Annotated in this window: 20 protein-coding genes; 9 read left to right on the forward strand and 11 right to left on the reverse strand. The window is 73.6% G+C overall.

Translation table 11 applies throughout. The annotated features are described in order from the left end of the window. Positions 1-60 precede the first annotated feature (60 nt). The gene (locus tag HT134_RS18410) at positions 61-549 is read left to right on the forward strand and encodes an SRPBCC family protein (protein ID WP_175601591.1); all 489 of its coding nucleotides are present in this window, start codon (positions 61-63) and stop codon (positions 547-549) included. Between the two features lie 145 nt (positions 550-694). Here HT134_RS18410 and HT134_RS18415 read toward each other — a convergent pair whose 3' ends face one another. Beyond that, a complete protein-coding gene (locus HT134_RS18415; RefSeq protein WP_175601592.1) occupies positions 695-1,321 on the reverse strand; it encodes a LysE family translocator in 627 nt (208 codons plus the stop codon). Between the two features lie 108 nt (positions 1,322-1,429). Between HT134_RS18415 and HT134_RS18420 the strand changes: the two genes are divergently transcribed. Then, positions 1,430-1,912 (forward strand): Lrp/AsnC family transcriptional regulator, encoded by a 483-nt coding sequence (locus tag HT134_RS18420; protein WP_175601593.1) that lies wholly within the window; start codon positions 1,430-1,432, stop codon positions 1,910-1,912. 30 nt (positions 1,913-1,942) lie between these two features. On the opposite strand, the gene HT134_RS18425 is transcribed toward HT134_RS18420, so the two are convergent. Continuing rightward, on the reverse strand, positions 1,943-2,518 hold the full coding sequence (locus tag HT134_RS18425) for a hypothetical protein (RefSeq protein ID WP_246364515.1): 576 nt from the start codon (positions 2,516-2,518) through the stop codon (positions 1,943-1,945). 372 nt (positions 2,519-2,890) lie between these two features. Here HT134_RS18425 and HT134_RS18430 point away from each other — a divergent pair, with 372 nt between their 5' ends. Both HT134_RS18430 and HT134_RS18435 read left to right on the forward strand, forming a co-directional pair. Further along, complete coding sequence (locus tag HT134_RS18430) at positions 2,891-3,238, forward strand: hypothetical protein (RefSeq protein ID WP_175601594.1); 348 nt, start codon at positions 2,891-2,893, stop codon at positions 3,236-3,238. Then, on the forward strand, positions 3,235-4,701 hold the full coding sequence (locus HT134_RS18435; protein ID WP_175601595.1) for a multicopper oxidase family protein: 1,467 nt from the start codon (positions 3,235-3,237) through the stop codon (positions 4,699-4,701). The genes HT134_RS18430 and HT134_RS18435 overlap by 4 nt, the downstream gene beginning before the upstream one ends. A gap of 34 nt (positions 4,702-4,735) precedes the next feature. Here the strand turns inward: HT134_RS18435 and HT134_RS18440 are convergent, their stop codons facing one another. Beyond that, positions 4,736-5,593: an oxidoreductase gene (locus tag HT134_RS18440; protein ID WP_312888209.1), complete on the reverse strand. Its 858-nt coding sequence runs from the start codon at positions 5,591-5,593 to the stop codon at positions 4,736-4,738. Between the two features lie 261 nt (positions 5,594-5,854). Here HT134_RS18440 and HT134_RS18445 point away from each other — a divergent pair, with 261 nt between their 5' ends. Further along, positions 5,855-7,639, forward strand: coding sequence for a cellulase family glycosylhydrolase (locus HT134_RS18445; RefSeq protein ID WP_217707990.1), 1,785 nt, complete (start codon positions 5,855-5,857; stop codon positions 7,637-7,639). A 55-nt stretch (positions 7,640-7,694) separates the two neighbouring features. On the opposite strand, the gene HT134_RS18450 is transcribed toward HT134_RS18445, so the two are convergent. Further along, positions 7,695-8,858 (reverse strand): FAD-dependent oxidoreductase, encoded by a 1,164-nt coding sequence (locus HT134_RS18450; protein WP_175601596.1) that lies wholly within the window; start codon positions 8,856-8,858, stop codon positions 7,695-7,697. 126 nt (positions 8,859-8,984) lie between these two features. Between HT134_RS18450 and HT134_RS18455 the strand changes: the two genes are divergently transcribed. Continuing rightward, positions 8,985-9,611 (forward strand): TetR/AcrR family transcriptional regulator, encoded by a 627-nt coding sequence (locus HT134_RS18455; RefSeq protein ID WP_175601597.1) that lies wholly within the window; start codon positions 8,985-8,987, stop codon positions 9,609-9,611. Here HT134_RS18455 and HT134_RS18460 read toward each other — a convergent pair. From HT134_RS18460 to HT134_RS18470, 3 genes are read right to left on the reverse strand one after another with little or no spacing between them, the layout of a single operon-like run. Continuing rightward, a complete protein-coding gene (locus HT134_RS18460; protein ID WP_175601598.1) occupies positions 9,595-9,987 on the reverse strand; it encodes a tautomerase family protein in 393 nt (130 codons plus the stop codon). The two genes, HT134_RS18455 and HT134_RS18460, sit on opposite strands and share 17 nt — an antisense overlap. A 1-nt stretch (position 9,988) precedes the next feature. After that, the gene (locus tag HT134_RS18465; RefSeq protein ID WP_175601599.1) at positions 9,989-10,669 is read right to left on the reverse strand and encodes a TetR/AcrR family transcriptional regulator; all 681 of its coding nucleotides are present in this window, start codon (positions 10,667-10,669) and stop codon (positions 9,989-9,991) included. 40 nt (positions 10,670-10,709) lie between these two features. Beyond that, positions 10,710-11,900 (reverse strand): alpha/beta hydrolase family protein, encoded by a 1,191-nt coding sequence (locus HT134_RS18470; protein WP_175601600.1) that lies wholly within the window; start codon positions 11,898-11,900, stop codon positions 10,710-10,712. 240 nt (positions 11,901-12,140) lie between these two features. Between HT134_RS18470 and HT134_RS47670 the strand changes: the two genes are divergently transcribed. Together HT134_RS47670 and HT134_RS18480 are read left to right on the forward strand one after the other, a co-directional pair. After that, positions 12,141-13,736, forward strand: a complete 1,596-nt coding sequence (locus tag HT134_RS47670) for a sensor histidine kinase (RefSeq protein WP_312888210.1) — start codon at positions 12,141-12,143, stop codon at positions 13,734-13,736. After that, positions 13,733-14,431: a response regulator gene (locus HT134_RS18480; RefSeq protein ID WP_312888211.1), complete on the forward strand. Its 699-nt coding sequence runs from the start codon at positions 13,733-13,735 to the stop codon at positions 14,429-14,431. Before HT134_RS47670 ends, HT134_RS18480 begins: the two co-directional genes overlap by 4 nt. A gap of 22 nt (positions 14,432-14,453) precedes the next feature. On the opposite strand, the gene HT134_RS18485 is transcribed toward HT134_RS18480, so the two are convergent. Then, the gene (locus HT134_RS18485) at positions 14,454-14,774 is read right to left on the reverse strand and encodes an ArsR/SmtB family transcription factor (protein ID WP_175601601.1); all 321 of its coding nucleotides are present in this window, start codon (positions 14,772-14,774) and stop codon (positions 14,454-14,456) included. Between the two features lie 103 nt (positions 14,775-14,877). Between HT134_RS18485 and HT134_RS18490 the strand changes: the two genes are divergently transcribed. Further along, complete coding sequence (locus HT134_RS18490; RefSeq protein ID WP_175601602.1) at positions 14,878-15,876, forward strand: zinc-dependent alcohol dehydrogenase family protein; 999 nt, start codon at positions 14,878-14,880, stop codon at positions 15,874-15,876. 33 nt (positions 15,877-15,909) lie between these two features. Here the strand turns inward: HT134_RS18490 and HT134_RS18495 are convergent, their stop codons facing one another. The 3 genes from HT134_RS18495 to HT134_RS18505 are packed head-to-tail and all read right to left on the reverse strand — an operon-like array spanning position 15,910 to position 20,605. Continuing rightward, the gene (locus HT134_RS18495) at positions 15,910-16,440 is read right to left on the reverse strand and encodes a DUF1269 domain-containing protein (protein ID WP_175601603.1); all 531 of its coding nucleotides are present in this window, start codon (positions 16,438-16,440) and stop codon (positions 15,910-15,912) included. Beyond that, positions 16,437-17,846 (reverse strand): MFS transporter, encoded by a 1,410-nt coding sequence (locus HT134_RS18500; protein WP_175601604.1) that lies wholly within the window; start codon positions 17,844-17,846, stop codon positions 16,437-16,439. Before HT134_RS18500 ends, HT134_RS18495 begins: the two co-directional genes overlap by 4 nt. Beyond that, positions 17,843-20,605, reverse strand: coding sequence for a cation-translocating P-type ATPase (locus HT134_RS18505; RefSeq protein ID WP_175601605.1), 2,763 nt, complete (start codon positions 20,603-20,605; stop codon positions 17,843-17,845). Before HT134_RS18505 ends, HT134_RS18500 begins: the two co-directional genes overlap by 4 nt. Between the last annotated feature and the right edge of the window lie 21 nt (positions 20,606-20,626).

A 20,626-nucleotide genomic window follows, 5' to 3' on the forward strand; every position in this document is an offset into this window, starting at 1 on the left:
TTCCCAGCACCCGTGCGAGAGCATTGCTCTCATAAGGGAACGCCGCTCTGGAGGAGTGTCATGAAGGTTCTGTACGCCGGCCCGTCGATCGAGCGCCTGCACGAGGAGTACGCCAAGAAGGGCCGGCTGGACGACGACGCGCCCGTGAAGTCCTCCTCGTCCATCGTCGTCGACGCCCCCGCCGGCAAGGTGTGGAACCTGCTCGTCGACATGCGGAACTGGCCGGCCTGGCGCTCCGACGCGCACGTCGTCGAGCTCGGCGAGATCGAGCCGGACGCGACCTTCCGGTGGAACATTCGCGGATCGGCGATCCGCTCCACCTTCGCCGTGGTCGAGCCGGAGCGGGAGCTCACCTGGACCGGTGTCGCGATGGGGTGCTTCAAGGCCATCGACCGGATGCTGCTGGAGGAGACGGCGGACGGGCGGACCCGGGTGACCGTCGAGGAGTCCATGTCGGGTCCGCTGCTGACGCTCTTCTACAGCGGCGCCAAGCTCCGCCAGGGCCACGAGGACCTGCTGCGCATGCTCAAGACGGCGGCCGAAGCCTGACGCTTCCCCGAGGTCGCGCAGGGGCTCGTCAGCCGGCTCGCCGGGCCAGGGTGAGCAGGTGACCACTGACGCCGAGCAGCGAGGGCACCAGAAGGCGCCTTCCGGCCCGTACTGCCGCGCCAGCAAAGGGTTCGGCCCCGGGCGCTCATCGGGGACCGAGGAGGTGGCCCGCGATGAGCCAGGCGCCGATCCCGATCATCGCGATCCCGGACAGGCGGCCGACGAGGCGGGCGGCGGCGGGCCGGCCGTGCAGGACGCCGCGCGTCAGGCGGCCCACGCCGAGGTAGAACAGCCCGCAGGTGATCACGAAGGCGAGTCCCAGCACGCCGATCTGCACGGCGATCGGCCAGGCGCCGCGCCGGTCGGTGAACTGCGGGAGCAGCGCAAGGAAGATGAGCAGCCCCTTGGGGTTGAGGGCGCTGACCCCGATGCCGCGCAGGAAGACGGCGCGGTCGCCGCCGCCGACAGCCCCGGGCGCCGGGTCCGACGGGGCGGCCGGGCGGGCGGCGGTCGTGGCGCCGTGGGCCATGAGGTAGAGGCCGCCCGCCAGGGTGAGGGCGGTCAGCAGGGCGGGTTCGCCCGCCACCAGCGCGCCGACGCCGGTCGCGACGACGACGGTAATGGCGGCGTACCCGACGACGAGCCCGCCGACCGCCGGGTACACCGGCCGGCCGCGCAGCCCGGCGCCGATCGTGAACGCCCAGTCGGCGCCGGGGACGACGATGAGCAGCAGGGAGACGGCCCAGAAGGCGAGCACGGAGCCGGCGGCCATGGACGAACCTCCCGGATAACGGCTGGTTCGAGAAGAATAGTGCCGATAGTCCGAGAGGTGCTTCCAACTTCGACCCCGTACGGGACCTTCCGTGGAAGGATTTGCTCCATGGACGCGATCGACCGGAAAATCCTTGCGCTGCTCCAGGAGGACGGCCGGCTGACGGTCACGGAGCTGGCCGCGCGGGTGGGCCTCAGCGTGTCGCCGTGTCACCGGCGGCTGAGGGAGCTGGAGCGCAGCGGGACGATCCGCGGCTACCGGGCCGTCGTGGACGCCGCCGCGCTCGGCCTGACGTTCCAGGCGCTGGTGTTCGTGACCATGCGCCAGGAGGACCGCGAGACCCTGCTGGGCTTCGAGGCGGCGGTCGGGCGGGTTCCGGAGGTGGTGCAGGCGCAGCGGCTGTTCGGCGACCCCGACTACCTGCTGCGGATCGTCACCGCCGACCTGACCGCCTACCAGGAGCTGGAGGACGACGTCCTGGCCGCGCTGCCGGGCGTGCAGCGGCTGAACTCGACCCTGGTGATGAAGCACGTGGTCGACGACCGGCCGCTGCCCACCCCGGGAGCGCGCTCGGGGCCCACCCCGCCTTGACCGTCGTCGCCACGCGGGTGACGCCGGGCCTCAGGCGACGGAGTGACTGATCGTGCCCCTGTAGGTGCCGGACACCGCGCCGTCCGGGATGTCGACCACGACGGTGGGATTCCAGGTGCACGAGTTGCCGCCGGCCCCGCTGATCTTGCGGAAGGCGGCGTACGGCGCGTCGAGGTGCTCGGCGGAGGCGGCGTCCGGCTGCCCGGGCACGAAGGTGCCCGCGCCCGTGGTGCTCGTCGCGAGCCCCGACCAGTAGGAGATCGCGCCGGCCGGGATCGTCTCGGCGCCGCTGCCGCCGCCGGTGGTGAAGCTGGTGCCGGACACGGTCGCCACCCACGTGGCGTTCAGCGCGGCGCGATCGTCGGACACGGTGACCGGGCCGAGGGGGCCGCTGATCTGGTCGCCGGGCGTGCCGCTGCCGATGCCGACCGGCCCGTCCGGGACGCTGATCGCCAGGCCTTCGTCCGCGGACACGGTGAACAGCACCGTGGTGTCGCAGGTGGTGGCCGCGGGGCAGGTGCCGGCCAGTGCCGGACGCGCCGTCACCCCGCCCGCCAGCGCGGTGACCGCCATGACCCCCATGACTCCGAAACGGTCCCATCCCATGGCTGATCCCTCCATCCACCCCGGATGACTACAAAGAGTGACGTGTGATCACATCCTGCTCGTCCCGTGAGGTGCGGAAACGGGGCCTGCGCACACCTGACGACACCTTTGTCGTGATCTGGTGCGCTTGACGCTCGTGTCCTGATGTGATCGTTTCGGTCCACCGTGCGGCGGAGCCTTCCGGCGAGAAGGTGTAGCGCGCACTACTGCCCCCGTCGTACGCGCAGCCTCCCGAACGGGCCCGGTGCGGTAGAGGCGAATGCCTCCCGTGGGCGGACGCCCGCACCCCCCGCCGCGGGCGACGATGTCGGGCCAAGAGTCATGTTCACCAGGCCGTCGCCCGGCTCACGGCCCGTCAGAGGAGAAACCCCGATGTTCCTGCGTGTCGCGATGGCGGTGCAGACCCTGGCCCTGCTGGTCCAGGCGGTCACCGCCGGGATGCTGCTGTCCTCGCCCGGCGGCCGGGGGCTGCACGCCGCCACGGCGATCGCCGTGATGGTCGCCGTGCTGGCGCACCTGGTCGCCGCGATCGTCACCCGCCGCCGGGCCGCCATCCTGCCCGCCGTCGCCATGCTGGTGATGACGCTGGCCCAGGTGGCGCTGGGCGTGGCCCACGTCAAGGTCCTGCACGTGCCGGTCGGCGTCCTGATGTTCGGCGTGAGCCTGCAGCGGCTCGGGCAGGTGTGGCCGGCCCGCCGCGTCCAGACGGCCGCGGCATGACGATGACCAGAAGGCGAGCCCTGCGTCTGTTCGGCCTGGGCGCCGCCGCCGCGCTGGCCGCGCCGGGCTGCTCCCTGCTGAGCGGCACCCCGCTGCCGCAGGTCCTGCCCAGCCGCGCGCCGCTGCCCAAGCCGTACGGCGTGCCGCTGCCCCTGCCCGTGACGGCCCGCCCGGCCAGGAGCGACGCCAGCACCGACTACTACGAGCTGGTGCAGCGGGAGGCCGACGCGCAGATCCTGCCGGGCCTGCGCACGCGGGTGTGGGGGTACGACGGGCGCTTCCCCGGGCCGACCATCCGGGCCCGCGCCGGACGCAGGACCGTCGTGCGCGTCACCAACGCCCTCGGCGCGCCGACCGTCACCCACCTGCACGGCGGCCACACGCCGCCCGAGTCCGACGGCTACCCCACCGACCTGGTGGGGCCGGGCACGCACCGCGACTACGCCTTCCCGCTGGACCAGCGGGCGGCCACGCTGTGGTACCACGACCACCGCATGGACTACACCGGCCCGCAGGTGTGGCGGGGACTGGCCGGGTTCTTCCTGGTGGAGGACGAGGAGGAGGCGGCGCTGCCGCTGCCGTCGGGCGAGCGCGACGTGCCGCTGATGATCTGCGACCGGTCCTTCGCCGCCGACGGGAGCATGCCCTACCCGGCCTCCGCCGAGGGGCCCGGCGCGCGGGAGGCGTTCATGGGGGGCGTGCTCGGCGACGTCATCCTCGTCAACGGCGCGCCGTGGCCCTCGCTCGGCGTCGACCGGGCCCGCTACCGGTTCCGCCTGCTCAACGCCTCCAACGCGCGGGTCTACGAGCTCGCCCTGGCGCCCGCCGGGCGGCTGGTGCGCATCGGCGGCGACGGGGGCCTGCTGGCGGCGCCGCGCTCGGCGGACCGGGTGCGGCTCGCACCGGGCGAGCGCGCGGACGTGGTCGTCGACTTCGCCGCCCACCGCGTGGGCGAGCACGTCGAGCTGCGCAACCTCCTCGGAGAGGGCCCGCAGGCGCGGGTGATGCGCTTCACCGTCGAGCGCGACGCCCGCGACGACTCGGCGATCCCCGCCGCGCTGTCGCGCGTGGAGACCCTCGACCCGGCGCGGGCGGCGGTGACCCGCGACTTCGAGTTCAGCAGCGGCAGCATGGGCGGCCACACCGGATGGCTGATCAACGGCAAGCCGTTCGACGCCCGCCGCGTCGACGCCCGGCCCAAGCTCGGCCAGGTCGAGATCTGGCGGCTGACCAGCGACGTGGCGCACCCCGTCCACCTGCACCTGTCGCCGTTCCAGGTGCTCTCGGTGGCCGGCGAGCGGGCGGCGGGGCCGCCGGAGTGGAAGGACACCGTCGAGCTGCGGGAGGCGCAGACCGTGGAGATCGTCACCAGGTTCACCGGCTACCGGGGCCGCTACGTGATGCACTGCCACAACCTGGAGCACGAGGACATGGCCATGATGAGCACGTTCGAGGTGGTCTGACCCCGGGCTTCCCCCGCGCGATCCGCGGCCTGCCTCAGCCCAGGTCGGCGAGGTCCTCCGCGCTCAGCTTCAGCGATCCCGCGGCCACGTTCTCCTCCAGGTGCGCCAGGGAGCCGGTGCCGGGGATGAGCAGGATGTTCGGCGAGCGGGCCAGCAGCCAGGCCAGCGCCACCTGCGGCACGGTCGCGCCGTGGCGGGCGGCGACGGCGTCCAGCCGCGCGGCGGTGAGCGGCTGGAACCCGCCGACCGGGAAGAAGGGGACGTAGGCGATCCCGGCCCGCGCGCAGGCGTCGACCAGCGGGTCGTCGTCGCGCCGGGCCAGGTTGTAGAGGTTCTGGACGCAGGCGATCGGCGCGATCGTCCGGGCCTGCTCGAACTCGGCGGCGGTGACGTTGGAGACGCCGAGGTGGCGGATCAGGCCCTCCTCGCGCAGCGCGAGCAACGTCTCCAGGGGCCCGGACAGCGGGGTCTGATCCCGGTCGAGGTCGCCCATCCGCAGGTTGACCACGTCGAGGCGGTCCACGCCGAGCGAGCGCAGGTTCGCCTCGACGCCGCGGCGCAGGCCGTCGGGGGTGAGGCCGGTCTTCTCCTCCGCCGGCCGCGCCAGGTCCGAGCCCTCGACCAGCGCCCCCACCTTGGTGACGATCACCAGGTCGTCCGGGTACGGCGACAACGCCTCGCGGATCAGCTCGTTGGCCGCCACCCCGTCGCGGGAGTAGTAGTGCGAGGTGTCGATGTGGTTCACCCCGAGCTCCACGGCCCGGCGCAGGACGGCCAGGGCCGTCTCCCGTCCGGGCCGCTCGCCCCGCGGCCAGCCGGTCAGCTTCATCGCGCCGTAGCCGATCCTGGCGACGCCCAGATCGCCGCCCAGCGCCCATCGTTCAGTCGTCACGATCCCCCAGCCTAGAGGTGGGCACGGACGCCGGCGTCGACCGTGCGGTCCTGGGGGAGGCGCTCGGCGCCGGCGGCGCGTGACGACGTCCCGGGGTCCCCGCCCGGATGAAAGTTTCACTCCTGTACGTCCTCCCCTTCGAGGTCCGCGCGGGTGGCCACGGCGGCGGGGCGGGGGAGCGTTGCGCGGCGGTGCCGGGCGGTAGATCGTCCGGGAGCGCTCCCATCCACCGGAGGGGCCGATTCCTCACGGAGATCCCCCATGTCCATCCTTCGCACCACCTGGCGCCGGGCCCTGACGGCGGCGGCCGCCGCCCTGCTCGCCGGAACCGGGCTCGCCGCCGTCCCGGCCGCCGCCGGCGCCGCCGTCTCCTGCACGGCCACGTACGCCAAGAGCTGGGACAACGGCAGCGCGTTCGGCGCCACCATCACCGTCACCAACACCGGCGACCCGCTGACGACCTGGACCCTCGGCTTCGACTTCCCGGACAACCAGGTGATCACCCAGATGTGGGGCGGCGTGCCGGCCCCCGCCGTCCCCACCCCGGCGGGCGCGGCCATCACCGTGAAGCCGGAGTCCTACAACGCCCGCCAGGGCGCCGGCGCCACCTGGACCGTCGGCTTCAACGGCACCTATACCGGCGGCGCCAACACCGCTCCCGCCGTCTCCTGCTCCGGGAACGGCGGCGGCGGGACGCAGCAGGCCCTGGTCGTCTCCGCTACCGGCGTCAGCGTGCCCGAGGGCAACACCGGCGCCTTCACCGTCCGCCTGCAGGCGCAGCCGTCCGGCAACGTGACCGTCACCAGCACCGCGGGCACCGGCGACGGCGACATCACCGTGACCGGCGGTGCCTCCCTGACCTTCACCTCCGCCAACTGGAACACCCCGCAGAGCGTGACCCTCGGCGCCGCCGAGGACAGCGACCGGACCAACGGCAGCAGGCCGATCGTCGTGGCCTCCTCCGGCCTGCCCCCGATCACGGTCACCGCCACCGAGGCCGACAACGACGGGCCGCCCACCGGCGGCGCCGCCCCCGCCCTGCGCGTGTCCGGCAACCGCCTGGTCACCTCGATGGGCTCGACGTACCGCCTGCTGGGCGTCAACCGGGCCAGCGGCGAGTTCGCCTGCGTGCAGGGCAAGGGCATGTGGGACGGCGGCCCCGTGGACCAGGCGTCCGTGGACGCGATGAAGGCGTGGAACATCCACGCCGTACGCATCCCGCTCAACGAGGAGTGCTGGAACGGCACCACCGGCACGCCCAGCGGCGCCGCCTACCAGCAGAACGTCAAGGACTACGTCGCGCTGCTCGTCGCCAACGGCATCACCCCGATCGTGGAGATGCACTGGAACCACGGCCAGTACACCGGCCAGGGCGCCGGCTGCTCCGACACCGCCGCGACCTGCCAGAAGCCCATGCCCGACGCCCAGTACGCGCCCACCTTCTGGACCGGCGTGGCCAACGCCTTCAAGGGCGACAACGCGGTCGTCTTCGACCTGTTCAACGAGCCGTACCCGGACGCCGCCGCCAACTGGAACGCCACCGCCGGCTGGACCTGCTGGCGCGACGGCGGCACCTGCACCGGCATCGGCTACCAGGTGGCCGGCATGCAGTCCCTGGTCAACGCGGTGCGCGCCACCGGCGCCACCAACGTGATCATGCTCGGCGGGCTGGCCTGGTCCAACGACCTGAGCCAGTGGCTGACCTACAAGCCCACCGACCCGACGGGCAACCTCATGGCCGCCTGGCACACCTACAACTTCAACTCCTGCTCCAGCGTCTCCTGCTGGGACAGCCAGGTCGGGGCCGTGGCCGCGCAGGTGCCGGTGCACGCCGGCGAGATCGGCCAGAACTCGTGCGCCCACGACTACATCGACCAGGTCATGGCCTGGGCCGACGCGCACGGCGTCGGCTACACCGCCTGGACCTGGAACCCGTGGGGCTGCGGCCAGGGCAACGTCCTCATCGAGGACTACGCCGGCACCCCCACCAGCACGTACGGCGCGGGGTTCAAGGCCCATCTGCTCACCCAGAACCCCACCTCCTGAGGGCCGCCCGACCGGCGCCGCCGCGGCCCGCCCACCGGCGCGGCGGCCAGGCCGCTCAGCCGGCGGGCTGGGCGGCCTGGATGCGCTCGGTGAGGTAGCGCCGGGCCGCGTTCGCGCTGACGACCATGTCGGCGGCCATGCCGGCGGTCAGGTCGGCGCAGGCCTGGGCGGCCGCCGCGGCGCGGGGCAGCATCCGGTTCTCGTAGGCGCGCACGGCCTCGTCGAGGGCGTCGTGGACGACGACGGCCTCGGCGAGGTCGGCGCCGTCGAGCATGGCGAGGTTGGCGCCGATGCCGGCCGGGGGCATGAGGTGGGCGGCGTCGCCGAGCAGCGTGACGCCCGGGACGTGGTCCCAGGCGTGCCCGATGGGCAGCACGTGCAGGGGCCGGTTGACGAAGCCGCCGTCGGAGTCGCGGATGAGGTCCAGCAGGCTGTCATGCCAGCCGTCGAACACCGTGAGGAGGTGGTGGCGCACGGCGGCGTCGTCGTCGAGGTCCACGCCGGCGGTGGCGTGCCAGTCGTAGGGCCCCTCAAGGCCGGCGTACACGCGGATGTGGCCGCCGCTGTTGCGCTGGGCCGACAGCATGGTGCGGCCGGACTTGGCCGCCATGGTGCCGTTGCCGACCAGGCGCGCCGACGCGGGATGGCGGGTGTCGGCGTCGTCGAGGCAGGTCTCGACGATGGTGTCGCCCGTGTAGGCGGGCGTGGCGTCCGAGAGCGCGGGCCGGATCCTCGACCACGCGCCGTCGGCGCCGACGACCAGGTCGAACTCCTCGGTCGTGCCGTCGGTGAAGCGCAGGCGGGCGGTCCCGTCGCCGGTCGGGGTGGCCCCGGCGGCCGGGCGTCCCCACCGGACCGTGCCGGGGGCGAGGGATTCGAGGAACAGGCCGCGCAACTGGCCGCGGTCGATCTCGGGCGCGTTGCCCGGCCCGCCGGTGGGGTGCTCGTGGAAGATCTGCTCGCCGGTGAAGGGATCCAGACCGCGCAGTTCCTGTCCTTCGGGGCGGGCCAGGGCGCCGAACTCCTCGAACAGGCCCGCGGCGCGCAGCGCGGCCTGTCCGGTGTCGACGTGCATGTCCAGCATGCCGCCCTGCCGGCGGGCGTGGGGGGAGGTCTCGCGCTCGAACACGGTGACCTGCCGGCCGTGCCGCTGGAGGGTCCGGGCGCAGGTGAGGCCGCCGATGCCGGCGCCGACGACGGCGATGCGGGGAGAGGTCATGACGCAAAGGTCCCTTCGTCTCGGAACGCGCCGGAGGCCCGGCACGCGACGATGAAACCATATCCACTTCGAAAGTGTAGTGACTAGCCTTTCGAAGTAACTGCGCTTTGGCGGTAGGCTGAGCCCGTGACCGAACCCCTCGGACGTCGCGAACGCAAGAAGGCGCAGACCCGTCAGGCGCTGGCCGACGCCGCCCTGCGGTTGTTCCTCGAACGCGGCTACGACAACGTCGGCGTCAAGGACGTCGCCGAGGCCGCCGACGTGGCGGTGACCACCCTGTTCAAGCACTTCCCCAGCAAGGAGGCCCTGGTCTTCGACCTCGACGCCGACCTCGAGGCCGCGCTCGTCGCGGCGGTGCGCGAGCGCCCCGCCGGCCGGTCGATCCCGGCGGCTCTGCGTGAGCACGTCCTGGAATGGGCGGTCAAGGTCGTCGCGGACGAGCGGGGCGCCCGCATCACGCGCATGGTGGAGGACACTCCGGCGCTGAGCGAGTACGCGCGGCGCATGTGGACGCGTCACGAGAGCGCCCTCGCGCGCGCCATCGCCGAGGAGACCGGGGCGCCGGCCGGCGACCTCGCCTGCGCCGCGCTGGCCCGCTTCGCGCTCGAAGCCGCCGACCTCGTCCAGCGGGACGCCGACCCGGGCAGGGCCGCGACGGTGGTCTTCGACCTGCTCGAACAGGGCTGGACGGCCGCCGGCCGCGAGCGGGCCGGCGGCGCGGGGCCCCGGGAGGCGGCTACGCCGGAGGCGTGACGTACTGGGCGACCCCGTGGCCGAGCGACCAGTCGATCGGCTCGTTCTCGGTCACGGTGACGAACACGTTGCGCGGCTCGGTGCCCGCGTAGGCGTGGGCGAGCTCGGCGATCCGCCGGTACATCGCCTGCTTCTGCGCGGGCGTGCGGCCGGAGCGCATGGTGATCCCGACGTAGACGATGCCCTCGTCCCGGTGGATGCCCAGGTAGTCGCCGTAGCGCAGGGTGCCGTGGGCGCCGTCGTGGCCGGTGAGGATGTGGAACCGGTCGTCGTCCGGGATGCCGATCGTCTCGACCAGGGCCTCGTGCACGGCGCGGCTGAGCGCGTCGAGCCGGCCGGGGTCGGCCCCGAGCGCGTCGATGCGGACGAGAGGCATGTCAGCGGCCCTCCTTCCGAAGCGGCCGCGCGGACGGCCCGGCCGGTCGCGCGGATGGCCCGGCCGGTCGCGCGGACGGGTGGGCCGTCCGCACGGGCGGGTGCGCCGGTCGCGCGGAGGGGCGGGCGTGGGCCATGAGCAGGGCGAGGGCGCCGTCCACGGCGCGCGCGTACGCCTCGGCCGAGCCGGCGGCGCGGGCCAGCACGTAGCCGCCCTGCACCACCGCGACCAGCGCGGCGGCCGTCGCCGCGGGGTCGAGCCCCGGATCGAGCTCGCCGCTCGCCCGCCCCTCGTCCAGCAGGCCCGCGAGCCGGCCGGTGAGCCAGGTGAAGTACTCCTCGACCGGCGCCCGCAGCCGGGGGTCGGCCATCACGTCGGGGTCCTGGCTGAGCCGGCCGACCGGGCAGCCCCGCAAAGCCTCCCGCTCCCGCCGCAGGTAGGCGGCGATCCGCCCGGCCGGGCTTCCCGGGCCGCCGAGCTCCGCCTCCGCCCTGCCCCGCGTCTCCTCGGCGCTGCGCGCGATCGCGGCCAGCGCCAGGTCGGGCTTGCCGTGGAAGTGGTGGTACATGCTGCCCTGACCGGCTCCGGACCGCTCCTGGATCGCCTTCGGGCTGGTGCCCACGTAGCCCCGCTCCCACAGCAGCTCACGCGTGCTCTCGATCAGTCGTTCCCTCGTGTCCACGCCACCGAGTTTACATACTGGTAGGTACAGCCCGTCGGTCTCAGGCGCAGGTCTTCTTCTCCGGGACGCAGTGCTTGACCTCCGGGTTGCTCGCCGACGGCCCGTCCAGCAGCGGCTGCGGCCTGTTCAGCAGGTGCCGGTCGAAGAAGGCGCCGACGTACGTCCGGGTGATCGCGAGCCCGCGCTCCGCCGGCAGGTCAGCGCCGATGTCGATGCCGAACTCGGCCGCGAGGACGCCGACGTCGGTGAACGACGCGTGCTCCGCGCCCGTCACGAGCAGCCAGCGCTTCCAGCCGGTCATGAGCTTCCAGTCGCGCTCCCAGGTGGCGGCCGGCTCCATGCCGGGGGTGTAGGTGGCGGCCTTGCCCAGGAACATGAACGGCCGCTTCAGCTCACGGGTGAGGGCGTCGGGAGGCGTGGTGCCGTCGATGTCGATCCCGGCGCGCAGCCGCGCGTCCAGGGCGAGCGCGGTGACGGCGCTCGCGCCGCCGATGGAGTGGCCCGCCATGCCCGTCCGGGACCTGTCGATCAGCCGGGCGCCCTTCCACGCGGGCCGCGGCCCGGTCAGCCGGTCGAGCACGAACGACACGTCGGCCGCGCGCACGTTGACGACCTTCGTGAACATCGACGGGTCGTGGTCGCCGTCGCAGGGGACGCAGGTGGTGACCCGCCCGTCGGGGAACGTCGTGGCCACCGTCTCGTAGGTGTGGTCGATCGCGGCCACCACGTACCCACGGCTGGCCAGGTCCTCGGCCAGGGCGGTCAGCGTGCTGCGGGGCTTGCCGAACCCGGGGGAGAGCACCACGAGGGGAAGGCCGTGCCCGCGCCCGGCCGGTTTCGCGTCGCTGAAGGCGTTGGTCCGCGTCGTGCTCAGCAGGGCGGGCGGCAGGTCGGTCAGCTTCGCGTCCTTGAGGAAGAGCTCCGACTCCTTCGGCGTCATGTACCGGGCCCGCTGCAGGCCGGGCGAACGGGCCGGATACCACAGCGACACCATGAGCTCGCGCGCCTTCACCGAGGGCACCCACGGGTCGGGGCGCGAGGCGTCCTTGAGGTGGAGGGACGTGGTGCCGACCGGGTGCGAGCCGGTCGGCTCGGGCAGGTACGGCTTGTCCGGCGCGGAGGCCGGGGCCTTCGAGGCGATCCCCGGGGCGGCGGGGGAGGCCCAGGCGGGGGAGGCGGGTGCCGCGGCGGCCAGGGCGCCCGCGAGGAGGAGCGCTGTCACACGACGCATGGAGATCCGTTCTTCCGATGTGGACGGCCGCCCCCGGCGGACGGGCTCCGCGGACGGCTCGATGACGGGTAAGAAGCTAGGCGCGCGAGGCCCGCGCGGGCGTCGTCCGCCGCGCGGATCTTGGATACCCCGCGCGAACGATCCGGGCCCGGGGTCATCCCTGCGATGTACTCCTCCAGGACACCGTCCCGGTCATTCAGGACGATGCGCCGCGGATCATGCCGCCGCGACAATGTGCCGGTGACTGCTGACGAACGACGGCCCCGGTGGCGGCGGGCGCTCGACCTGCCGCTGCCGGTCCTTCAGCTGCTCCGCCTGCGGCTGCTCGCCATGGTTCGGCCGCGAGCGCGGGGCGCCCGGCCGTCCCGCGGCTCCCTCGTCGCCGACGTCCTGCTCGCGGCCGTCCTGACCGTCGCGGCGCTCTTCGCGGCCGGCGCGGGCGACCAGGCCGGGGATCGGGCGGAACCGGTGGCGGGGCTGCTGCGGCTCGGTGAGGCGCCGCTCTCCTCCGTGCGGCCGTCGTCCTCGCCACCGTTCGCACCGTCGTCCTCACCGTCGTCCTCCGCGGTCGCCGGCGCTCCGGACCACGACGCCGGCGCGGCGGGCCACCCGAGCTCGGCCGTCCGGACGGGGGCGCAGCCGCCGGAGCCGCCCGACCCGCCGGACCTGCCCGACCCGCCGGAACCCCCCGAGCCCCCGGAACCACCGGAACCCCCCGAGCCGCCGCAGCCTCCCGATCCCGGGCAGCCGGAGGAGGTCCGGGTCGTGCCCGCCGTTCCGGACCTGGACCCCGGTCCAGGCGAGGACGGGCCGCCCCTGGTCCTGGCGGCGCTCACCGCGGTGCCCCTGGCGGCGCGCCGCCGCTATCCCCTGAGCACGTTCTGGGCGGTGATGGCCGCGGCGCTGGCCATGACCGGCGCGCAGACCTGGATCACCGTGGCGGCCGTCGGCGTCGCCGGGTACAGCGCCGTGGCCCACAGCCGCAACCGGGTGCCCGCGGTGGCGTCCCTGCTGCTCGCGGCCGTGCTCGCCGGGGCGGCGGCCCAGGGCATCACGCCGAGCGTGCCGAGCGCGCTCGGACCGTACGTGGTGCTGGTCAGCGCCGGCGCGCTGGCCGGTTTCGTCAGGTTCTGGCGGCACAGCAGGAGCCGGATCGACGAGATGCGGCGCGCCCAGGAGGAGGCCATGCGCGAGGCGGTCCAGGCCGAGCGCTCGCGGATCGCCGGCGAGCTGCACGACGTGGTGACCCACAATGTCAGCGTGATGGTGATCCAGGCGGGCGCCGCCCGCAAGGTGATGGACGCGCACCCCGAGCAGTCGCGGGAGGCGCTGGTCGCGATCGAGGCCAGCGGCCGGGCGGCCATGGCCGAGCTGCGCAACGTCATGGGCCTGCTGGCCGGCCAGGAGAGCGCCGCCGCGGCCGGCCCGGACGACGGGCTGGAGCCGCAGCCGGGGCTCGACCGGCTCGACGGCCTCGTGGAGCGGGTCCGCGCCGCCGGGACGCCCGTGGAGGTCACGCTCCGCCTGCCGGAGGGGCCGCTGCCCGCCGGGGTGGAGCTGGCCGCGTACCGGGTGGTTCAGGAGGCGTTGACCAACACGATGAAGCACGCGGCGGGCGCGGCGGCCGCCGTCACGGTCGGCCATCGCGGCGGCCGCCTGGAGATCGAGGTCACCGACACCGGCGGCACGCCGGGCACGCAGTCGCGCACCGGCAACGGGCGCGGGCTGATCGGGCTGCGCGAGCGGGTTGCCCTCTACGGCGGGAGCCTGGAGGCGGCTCCCCTGCCCGGCGGCGGATTCCGCCTCAGGGCCGAGATCCCGTGGCGGGCGACGTGAGCGGGGACGCGGGCAGCGGGGAGGGCCGTCCGCTGCGCGCCGTGATCGCCGACGACCAGGCGCTGGTCCGCACCGGCTTCCGGATGATCCTCATGGCCGACGGCATCGAGGTGGTGGGCGAGGCGGCCGACGGGGGCGAGGCGGTCGCCGCCGTGCGGCGCACCCGCCCCGACGTCGTGCTCATGGACGTCCGCATGCCGCACATGGACGGCATCGAGGCCACCCGCCGGATCGTGGCCGGGGGAGCCGACGACACGCGCGTGCTCATCCTCACCACCTACGACCTCGACCAGTACGTCTACGCCGCGCTCACCGCGGGCGCCAGCGGATTCCTGCTCAAGGACGTCACCCCCGAGCACCTGGTCGCCTCGGTGCGGCTGGTGCGCTCCGGCGACGCCCTGCTCGCGCCGGCGATCACCCGCCGCCTGGTGGAGCGCTTCGCCCGCCCCGCCGAGGCCGTGCCGGCCGTCCAGGGCGACCTCGCCGAGCTGACGCCGCGGGAGCTGGAGGTGCTGCGCCTGCTGGCCACCGGCCTGAGCAACGCCGAGCTGGCCGACCGGCTGACGCTCAGCCCGACGACGGTCAAGACCCACGTCGCCCGGATCCTGTCCAAGCTGGGGCTGCGCGACCGGGTGCAGGCCGTCGTCCTGGCCTACGAGAGCGGCCTGGTCTCTCCCGGCCGGGCCGGGGGCTGAGCCGACGTCCCGACGGGCCAGGTCAGGGCGCCACGGGGACGCGGGGCCTGGTCAGGGCGTCCAGCAGGCCGGGGAACGCCTCGTCCATCTCGGCGCGGCGCAGCGCGTTCAGGCGCGAGGTGCCGACGTAGTACTGCCGGATCAGCCCCGCCTCGCGCAGCACCTTGAAGTGGTGGGTGGCGGTGGACTTGCTGACCGCGATGTCGAACGTCCCGCACGCGAGGTCCTCACCGGCGGCGTCGAGTTGCGTGACGATGCTCCGGCGTACCGGGTCGACCAGGGCCTCCAGCACCTGCTGGAGATCGAACTGCGACACGTCGGGGTGCGGTGGCGTACGTCCCATGCGCCCCATGGTACGACACTCATCGAAGTTTGACGACGATCGTACTTCTGTGCTTCAGTGACCCCGTTGCCGGGAGAGCGCCGGAAGAGCGAAGGACGAGGACATGGCGAGAACTGTGCTGTTCCACGAGGTCGGCGGCCCCGAGGTGATGCGGCTGGAGGACGTCGAGCCGGGGGAGCCGGGGCCCGGCGAGGTGCTGATCCGGGTGGACGCGATCGGGGTGAACCGGGCCGAGGCGCTGTTCCGCGGCGGTCACTACATCGAGCCGGTCCGGCGGTTCCCGGGCAGGCTCGGGGCCGAGGCCGCCGGGGTGGTCGAGGCCGTCGGCCCCGGCGTCACCGGGCTGGAGCCGGGCCAGGCGGTCAGCAGCGTGCCGGCGTTCTCGCAGAACGACTACGCCGTCTACGCCGAGCGGGCCGTCGTCCCCGCGTCGGCGCTCGTGCGCCGCCCCGACGGGCTGGACGCGGTGTCCGGCGCCGCCGTGTGGATGCCCTACCTCACCGCGTACGGCGCGCTGGTGGAGGTGGGCGGCATGCGGCCCGGCGACGCGGTGGTGCTGACCGCCGCCTCCAGCGGCGTCGGGCTGGCCGCCATCCACACGGCCAACCGCGTCGGAGCCACGCCGATCGCCGTCACCCGCACCGGCGGCAAGAAGGAGCGGCTGCTCAAGGAGGGCGCCGCCCACGTGATCGTCTCCGACGAGGAGGACGTGGCCGCCCGCGTGCTGGAGCTGACCGGCGGCAGGGGCGCCGAGTACGTCTTCGACGCCGTCGCCGGGCCGGGCGTGACCGACCTCGCGCGCGCCGTGGCGCCGGGCGGGACGCTCTTCCTGTACGGGGCGCTGAGCGGTCAGCCGACCCCGTACCCGGGCTTCGAGCTGGGCATGCCCGCCCTGAACATGCGCACGTACACGGTGCTGGAGACCATCAGGGACCCGCGCCGCCTGGACCGGGCGGTGGCGTTCGTGGCCTCGGGGCTGCGCTCGGGCGCGTTCCGGCCCGCGGTGGACCGCACGTTCCCGCTGGAGGAGGTCGTGGCGGCGCACCGGTACATGGAGTCGGGCGTCCAGATCGGCAAGATCGTGCTGACCGTGGACCACTGAGCCGCGCCCGTCCCGCACGAGCGGACGTCGGCGTCAGGCTCGCGACGACCGGCCGGGCCTGGGCTGCGGCCGCTCCGGCCGGGCGGCCAGAGCCGCCGCGAGCTGCGCCTCGGCCTGCGGGGTGAGCGAGGTGCGGATCACCCGGCCGTGCTGCCGCAGGCGCGGCAGGACCTCCCCGGGGTCCAGGTCGTGGACGAGCAGGATCAGCGCGGCCCCTCCCGGAGGGAGGCCCTGGCGCAGCTCGTCGACGAAGTCCCGGGTCATGCCCGCGTCGCCGAACGCGCTCTTCCAGATGGCGCCGCCCGCGACCGCGCCGACCGCCATGCCGAACAGCGGGGCCAGCAGCAGCAGCCCGATCACGCCGCCCCAGACGGCGCCGCCAGTGACCGCCATGCCGACGCCCGGCCCGCCCTGCCGTACCTGGACGGCGCCGTCCTCGTCCCTGACCATGAGCACCAGGTCCTCGACCTGGAGCAGCCCCTCCGCGTCCGCCTCGCGGGCGTGCCGCTCGGCCAGTTCGGCGGCCGGCCTGTCGGGATAGGCGATGGCGACGAGATCCCTCATGCGCGCGTTCCCTTCGTGTCGGGTTGCCTGGCCGAGGGGATGCGGGCGGCGGCGGCCAGGCCGACCAGGGCGAAGACCGCCAGCGCGGCCATCGCCAGCGCGTACGAGCGGTTCCCGGAGGCCAGGTCGGAGACGAGGATCGTGCCGGCGATCGCTGTGCCGAACGACGAGCCGAGGTTGGACACGCTGCGCGACAGCCCCGAGATCTCGCCCTGCATGCTCTCGGGCACGCTGGACTGGACGATGTTGACCGACGGCGTCAGCGACACCCCGAGGCCGAGCCCGATGAGCAGCAGCCCCGGGCCGAAGGCGAGCACGCTCGACGAGACCGGCACCAGGGCGAGCAGGACCGCGATCCCGGCCACCGTCACGGCGAAGCCCGTCACGATCAGCATCTTCTGGGACCGCCTGGCGGCGAGCCGCTCGGCCGCCAGTGAGGAGAGGAGCACGCCCAGGGTCGCCGGGGTGAAGATCACGCCCGTCTCGATCGCGTTGTAGCCGCGCACGGTCTGCAGGAAGACGGCCACGACGAACGAGACGCCCATGAGCAGCACCCATTGGATGTTCTGCGTCACCAGGCCGAGGTTGGAGGTGCGGCCGCGGAACAGCGCGGTGGACAGCAGCGGCTCCTTGCCCGCGCTCTCCCAGGAGCGCACGTGCGCGAAGAACCAGAGCAGGAACACGCCGCCGAGCACGAGCGAGGCCGTCATGAGCGCCGTGTTCTCGTCGGCCTGCAGGATCCCGAACACGACGAAGAACATGCCGGCCGCCGACAGGACCGCTCCGATGGTGTCGAAGGGACGGTCCGGGTCCGGTTCGAGGGGGTCGGTGATCCGGCGGCTGAGCAGGATGATCGCCACGATGATGACGGTCTGGAAGAAGAACGCGGCCCGCCAGCTGACGGCCGTGGTGATGAACCCGCCGATCAACGGCCCGGCCGCCGCGCCGATGCCGCCCATCCCGCTGATCACGCCGAACGCCCGCGCCCGGGACACGGTGTCGCTGAAGGCCAGCGTCGCGAAGATGTAGACCGGCGGGATCAGCAGCGCGGTGCCCACGCCCTCCAGCACCGAGTTGCCGATGATGAGCACCCCGAGGCCGGGCGCGACCATGCTGAGCACGGCGCCGACGCAGTAGAGCTGAAGCCCTAGGACGAAGCACCGTTTGCGGCCCCAGCGGTCGGTCAGCTTGCTGCCGGGGATCATGAAGATCGCCATGATCAGCAGGAACAGCGTGATCGTGATCTGCACGCCCTTCACGGTCGTGCCCAGGTCCTGGCTGATGTCCTTGATCATCACGTTCATGTTCGAGCCGGCGAAGCTGCAGATGAACTGGGCGAGAGCGAGGGGTACCAGCAGGCTCCGCGACGAGGCGGCCGAGCCGGAGGCGGCGGGCGTGCTCGTCATGTCCGGCTCTCCGGTGTGAGCGGCACGATCCTCGGGGGAGGCGCGGCGACCCGGCCCGTGGGCACGCGGTGCCGCAGCACGACCTTGATCACCTCTTCGACCACGACGAGGCTCGCCGCGATCCCCAGGCACGTCCCCCACTGGGGGACGCCCAGTTCGGTGGTGCCGAAGATGCGCTGCAGCAGCCCGATCTCGGTGACCGCGACGACGAGGATCAGCGCGAGGGCGTACCGGCGCAGCTGGGTCGGGCCCGGCAGCGCCGCCCGCGAGAGGATCGTGTTCTCCTGGTCGCGCGCCAGCAGCCCGGCCGCGACGTGGAAGAGCGACAGCGTCGTCAGCAGCATGGTGGCCCCCGCGACGGCGCCGCCCTGCCGGGCCCCGATCTGGTACGCGGCCAGCGACCCGGCCGTCATGACGAACCCCTGGACGCACAGCCGCACCCAGTTCCCCCGCGACAGCACCGGCGCGCCGACCGGCCGGGGAGCGCGGCTCATCAGGCCCCGCGTCGGCTCGTCGAAGCCGAGCGCGATCGCGACGGGGATGTCGATGAGCATGTTGACCCACAGGATCTGCAGCGGGGTGAGCGGGATGCCGCCGGCGATCCCGAAGGCCGCCGCCCCGATGAAGATCGCGATGTAGGCGACCAGGGTGGACATCTGGAAGCGCAGGTACTTGAGCAGGTTGTCGTAGAGCGCGCGCCCGTACTCCACGGCGCCGACGATCGTCGCGAAGTTGTCGTCGGTGAGGATCATGACGGCGGCTTCCTTCGACACCTCGGTGCCGGTGATCCCCATCGCCACGCCGATGTCGGCGGCCTTCAGGGCGGGGGCGTCGTTCACCCCGTCGCCCGTCATGGCGACCACGTTGCCGGCGCGCTTGAGCAGCCGGACCAGCCGCAGCTTGTCCTCGGGCGACACCCGGGCGACGACCCCGATCTCGTCGATCCGCGCGCGCAGCTCGTCGTCGCTCATGGCCGCGAACTCCGCCCCGGTGATCGCCCGTCCGGGGATGCCGAGCTCGCGGGCGATGGCGCCCGCGGTCGTCACGTGGTCGCCGGTGATCATCCGTACCCGGATGCCGGCCTGCGCGCACGTGGCGATCGCGGCCTTGGCCTCGGGCCGCGGGGGATCGACGATCCCGACCATCGCGAGCAGCGTCAGCTCCGTGACCATGGCGAACAGGTCGCCGCCGGGGTCGAACGCCGCCGGGTCCAGGTCGCGCTGGGCCACGACCATGACCCGCTCGCCGGCGGCGGCCATGCGGTCGTTGGCCTCCAGCGCGAGCGGGCGGTTGGCGTCCGTCACCGGGACGAGCGTCCCGTCCGGCGAGCGGTAGGCGGCGGCCCGGGCGATGAGCACGTCGGGGGCGCCCTTGACGTAGCAGCGGACGACCGGCTTCCCGTCCGGACCGGCCATCTCGTGGAAGGTGGCCATGAACTTGTAGTCCGCGTCGAACGGGACCTCACCGACGCGCGGGTAGCTGCCGCGCGTGCTGTCGAGGTCGAGGCCGCCCTTGGCGGCCAGCACGATGAGCGCGCCCTCCGTCGGGTCGCCGATCAGGCTCTCGCCGTCCAGGACGGCGTCCGCGCACAGGACCATCGGCAGCAGGTACGGGTCGAGGTCGACGTGCGCCCCGCCGACGTGCTTGATCTCCCCGGCGGTGGAGTAGCCCTCGCCGGACACGGCGTAGCGGTTCAGCCCCGGGATCACCATCTCGCGGGCGGTCATCTTGTTGAGCGTCAGTGTGCCCGTCTTGTCGGAGCAGATCATCGAGGTCGAGCCGAGCGTCTCCACCGCGGGCAGCCGCTTCATGATCGCGTTGCGGCGGGCGATCTCGCGGGTGCCGATCGACAGCAGAGCCGTCACGACCGCCGGCAGGCCCGTCGGGATGGCGGCGACCGCGAGCGCCACGCCGGTGATGAACAGGACGTCGAACGGCTTGCCCCGGATCAGCCCGAGCACGATCACGAGCGCGAGCGCGATCCCGGCGATCGTGGCGATGATCTTGGAGAGGCCGTCGAGCTGCTTCTGCAGCGGCGTCTTGTCGGCCTCCGTGCCGGCGAGCAGGCCGGCTATGTGGCCGATCTCGGTGTCCATCCCGGTCTCGGTGACGACGAACTCGCCGCGCCCCCGGGTGACGGAGGTGTTCATGTACGCCAGGCAGACACGGTCCCCGAGCGGCACGTCGCCCTCGGGCACCGGGCCGGTCCGCTTGGCCACCGGCAGGCTCTCGCCGGTGAGGGCGGACTCCTCGATCTCCAGGGACGCGGCGAGGCAGATCCGGCCGTCCGCGGGCACCCGGTCGCCCGCCTCGACCAGCACCACGTCGCCCGGCACGAGCTGTTCGGCGTCGATCTCGACGGCCTGGCCGTCCCGGCGGACCCGGGCGACGGTCTTCATCATCTGGGCCAGCGCCTGGACGCTCTCCTCGGCCTTCGCCTCCTGGCGCAGCCCGACCACCGCGTTGAAGACGGTGAGCCCGGCGAGGACGACGGAGGTCCCGGCCTCGTGCGTGACGACCAGGCTGATCACCGCCGCGGCCAGCAGCACGATCTGCATGAAGTCCCGGTACTGGCGCAGCCACGCCTGCAGGACCGACTCCTTCTTGCGGCCGGCCAGCCTGTTGGGGCCGTGGGCCCGCAACCGGTCGCGCGCGTCCTCGGCGGTGAGGCCGCGCTCGGGCCGGACGCCGAGCTCCCGGGTCACCGTCGCCGAGTCGAGCGCGTGCCACGTGCGGTGGCCGTCATGCGTCTGATCCACGGCGGACCCGGACCTTTCCGT

The organism is Nonomuraea rhodomycinica (assembly GCF_013363995.1).
GTDB lineage: Bacteria > Actinomycetota > Actinomycetes > Streptosporangiales > Streptosporangiaceae > Nonomuraea > Nonomuraea rhodomycinica.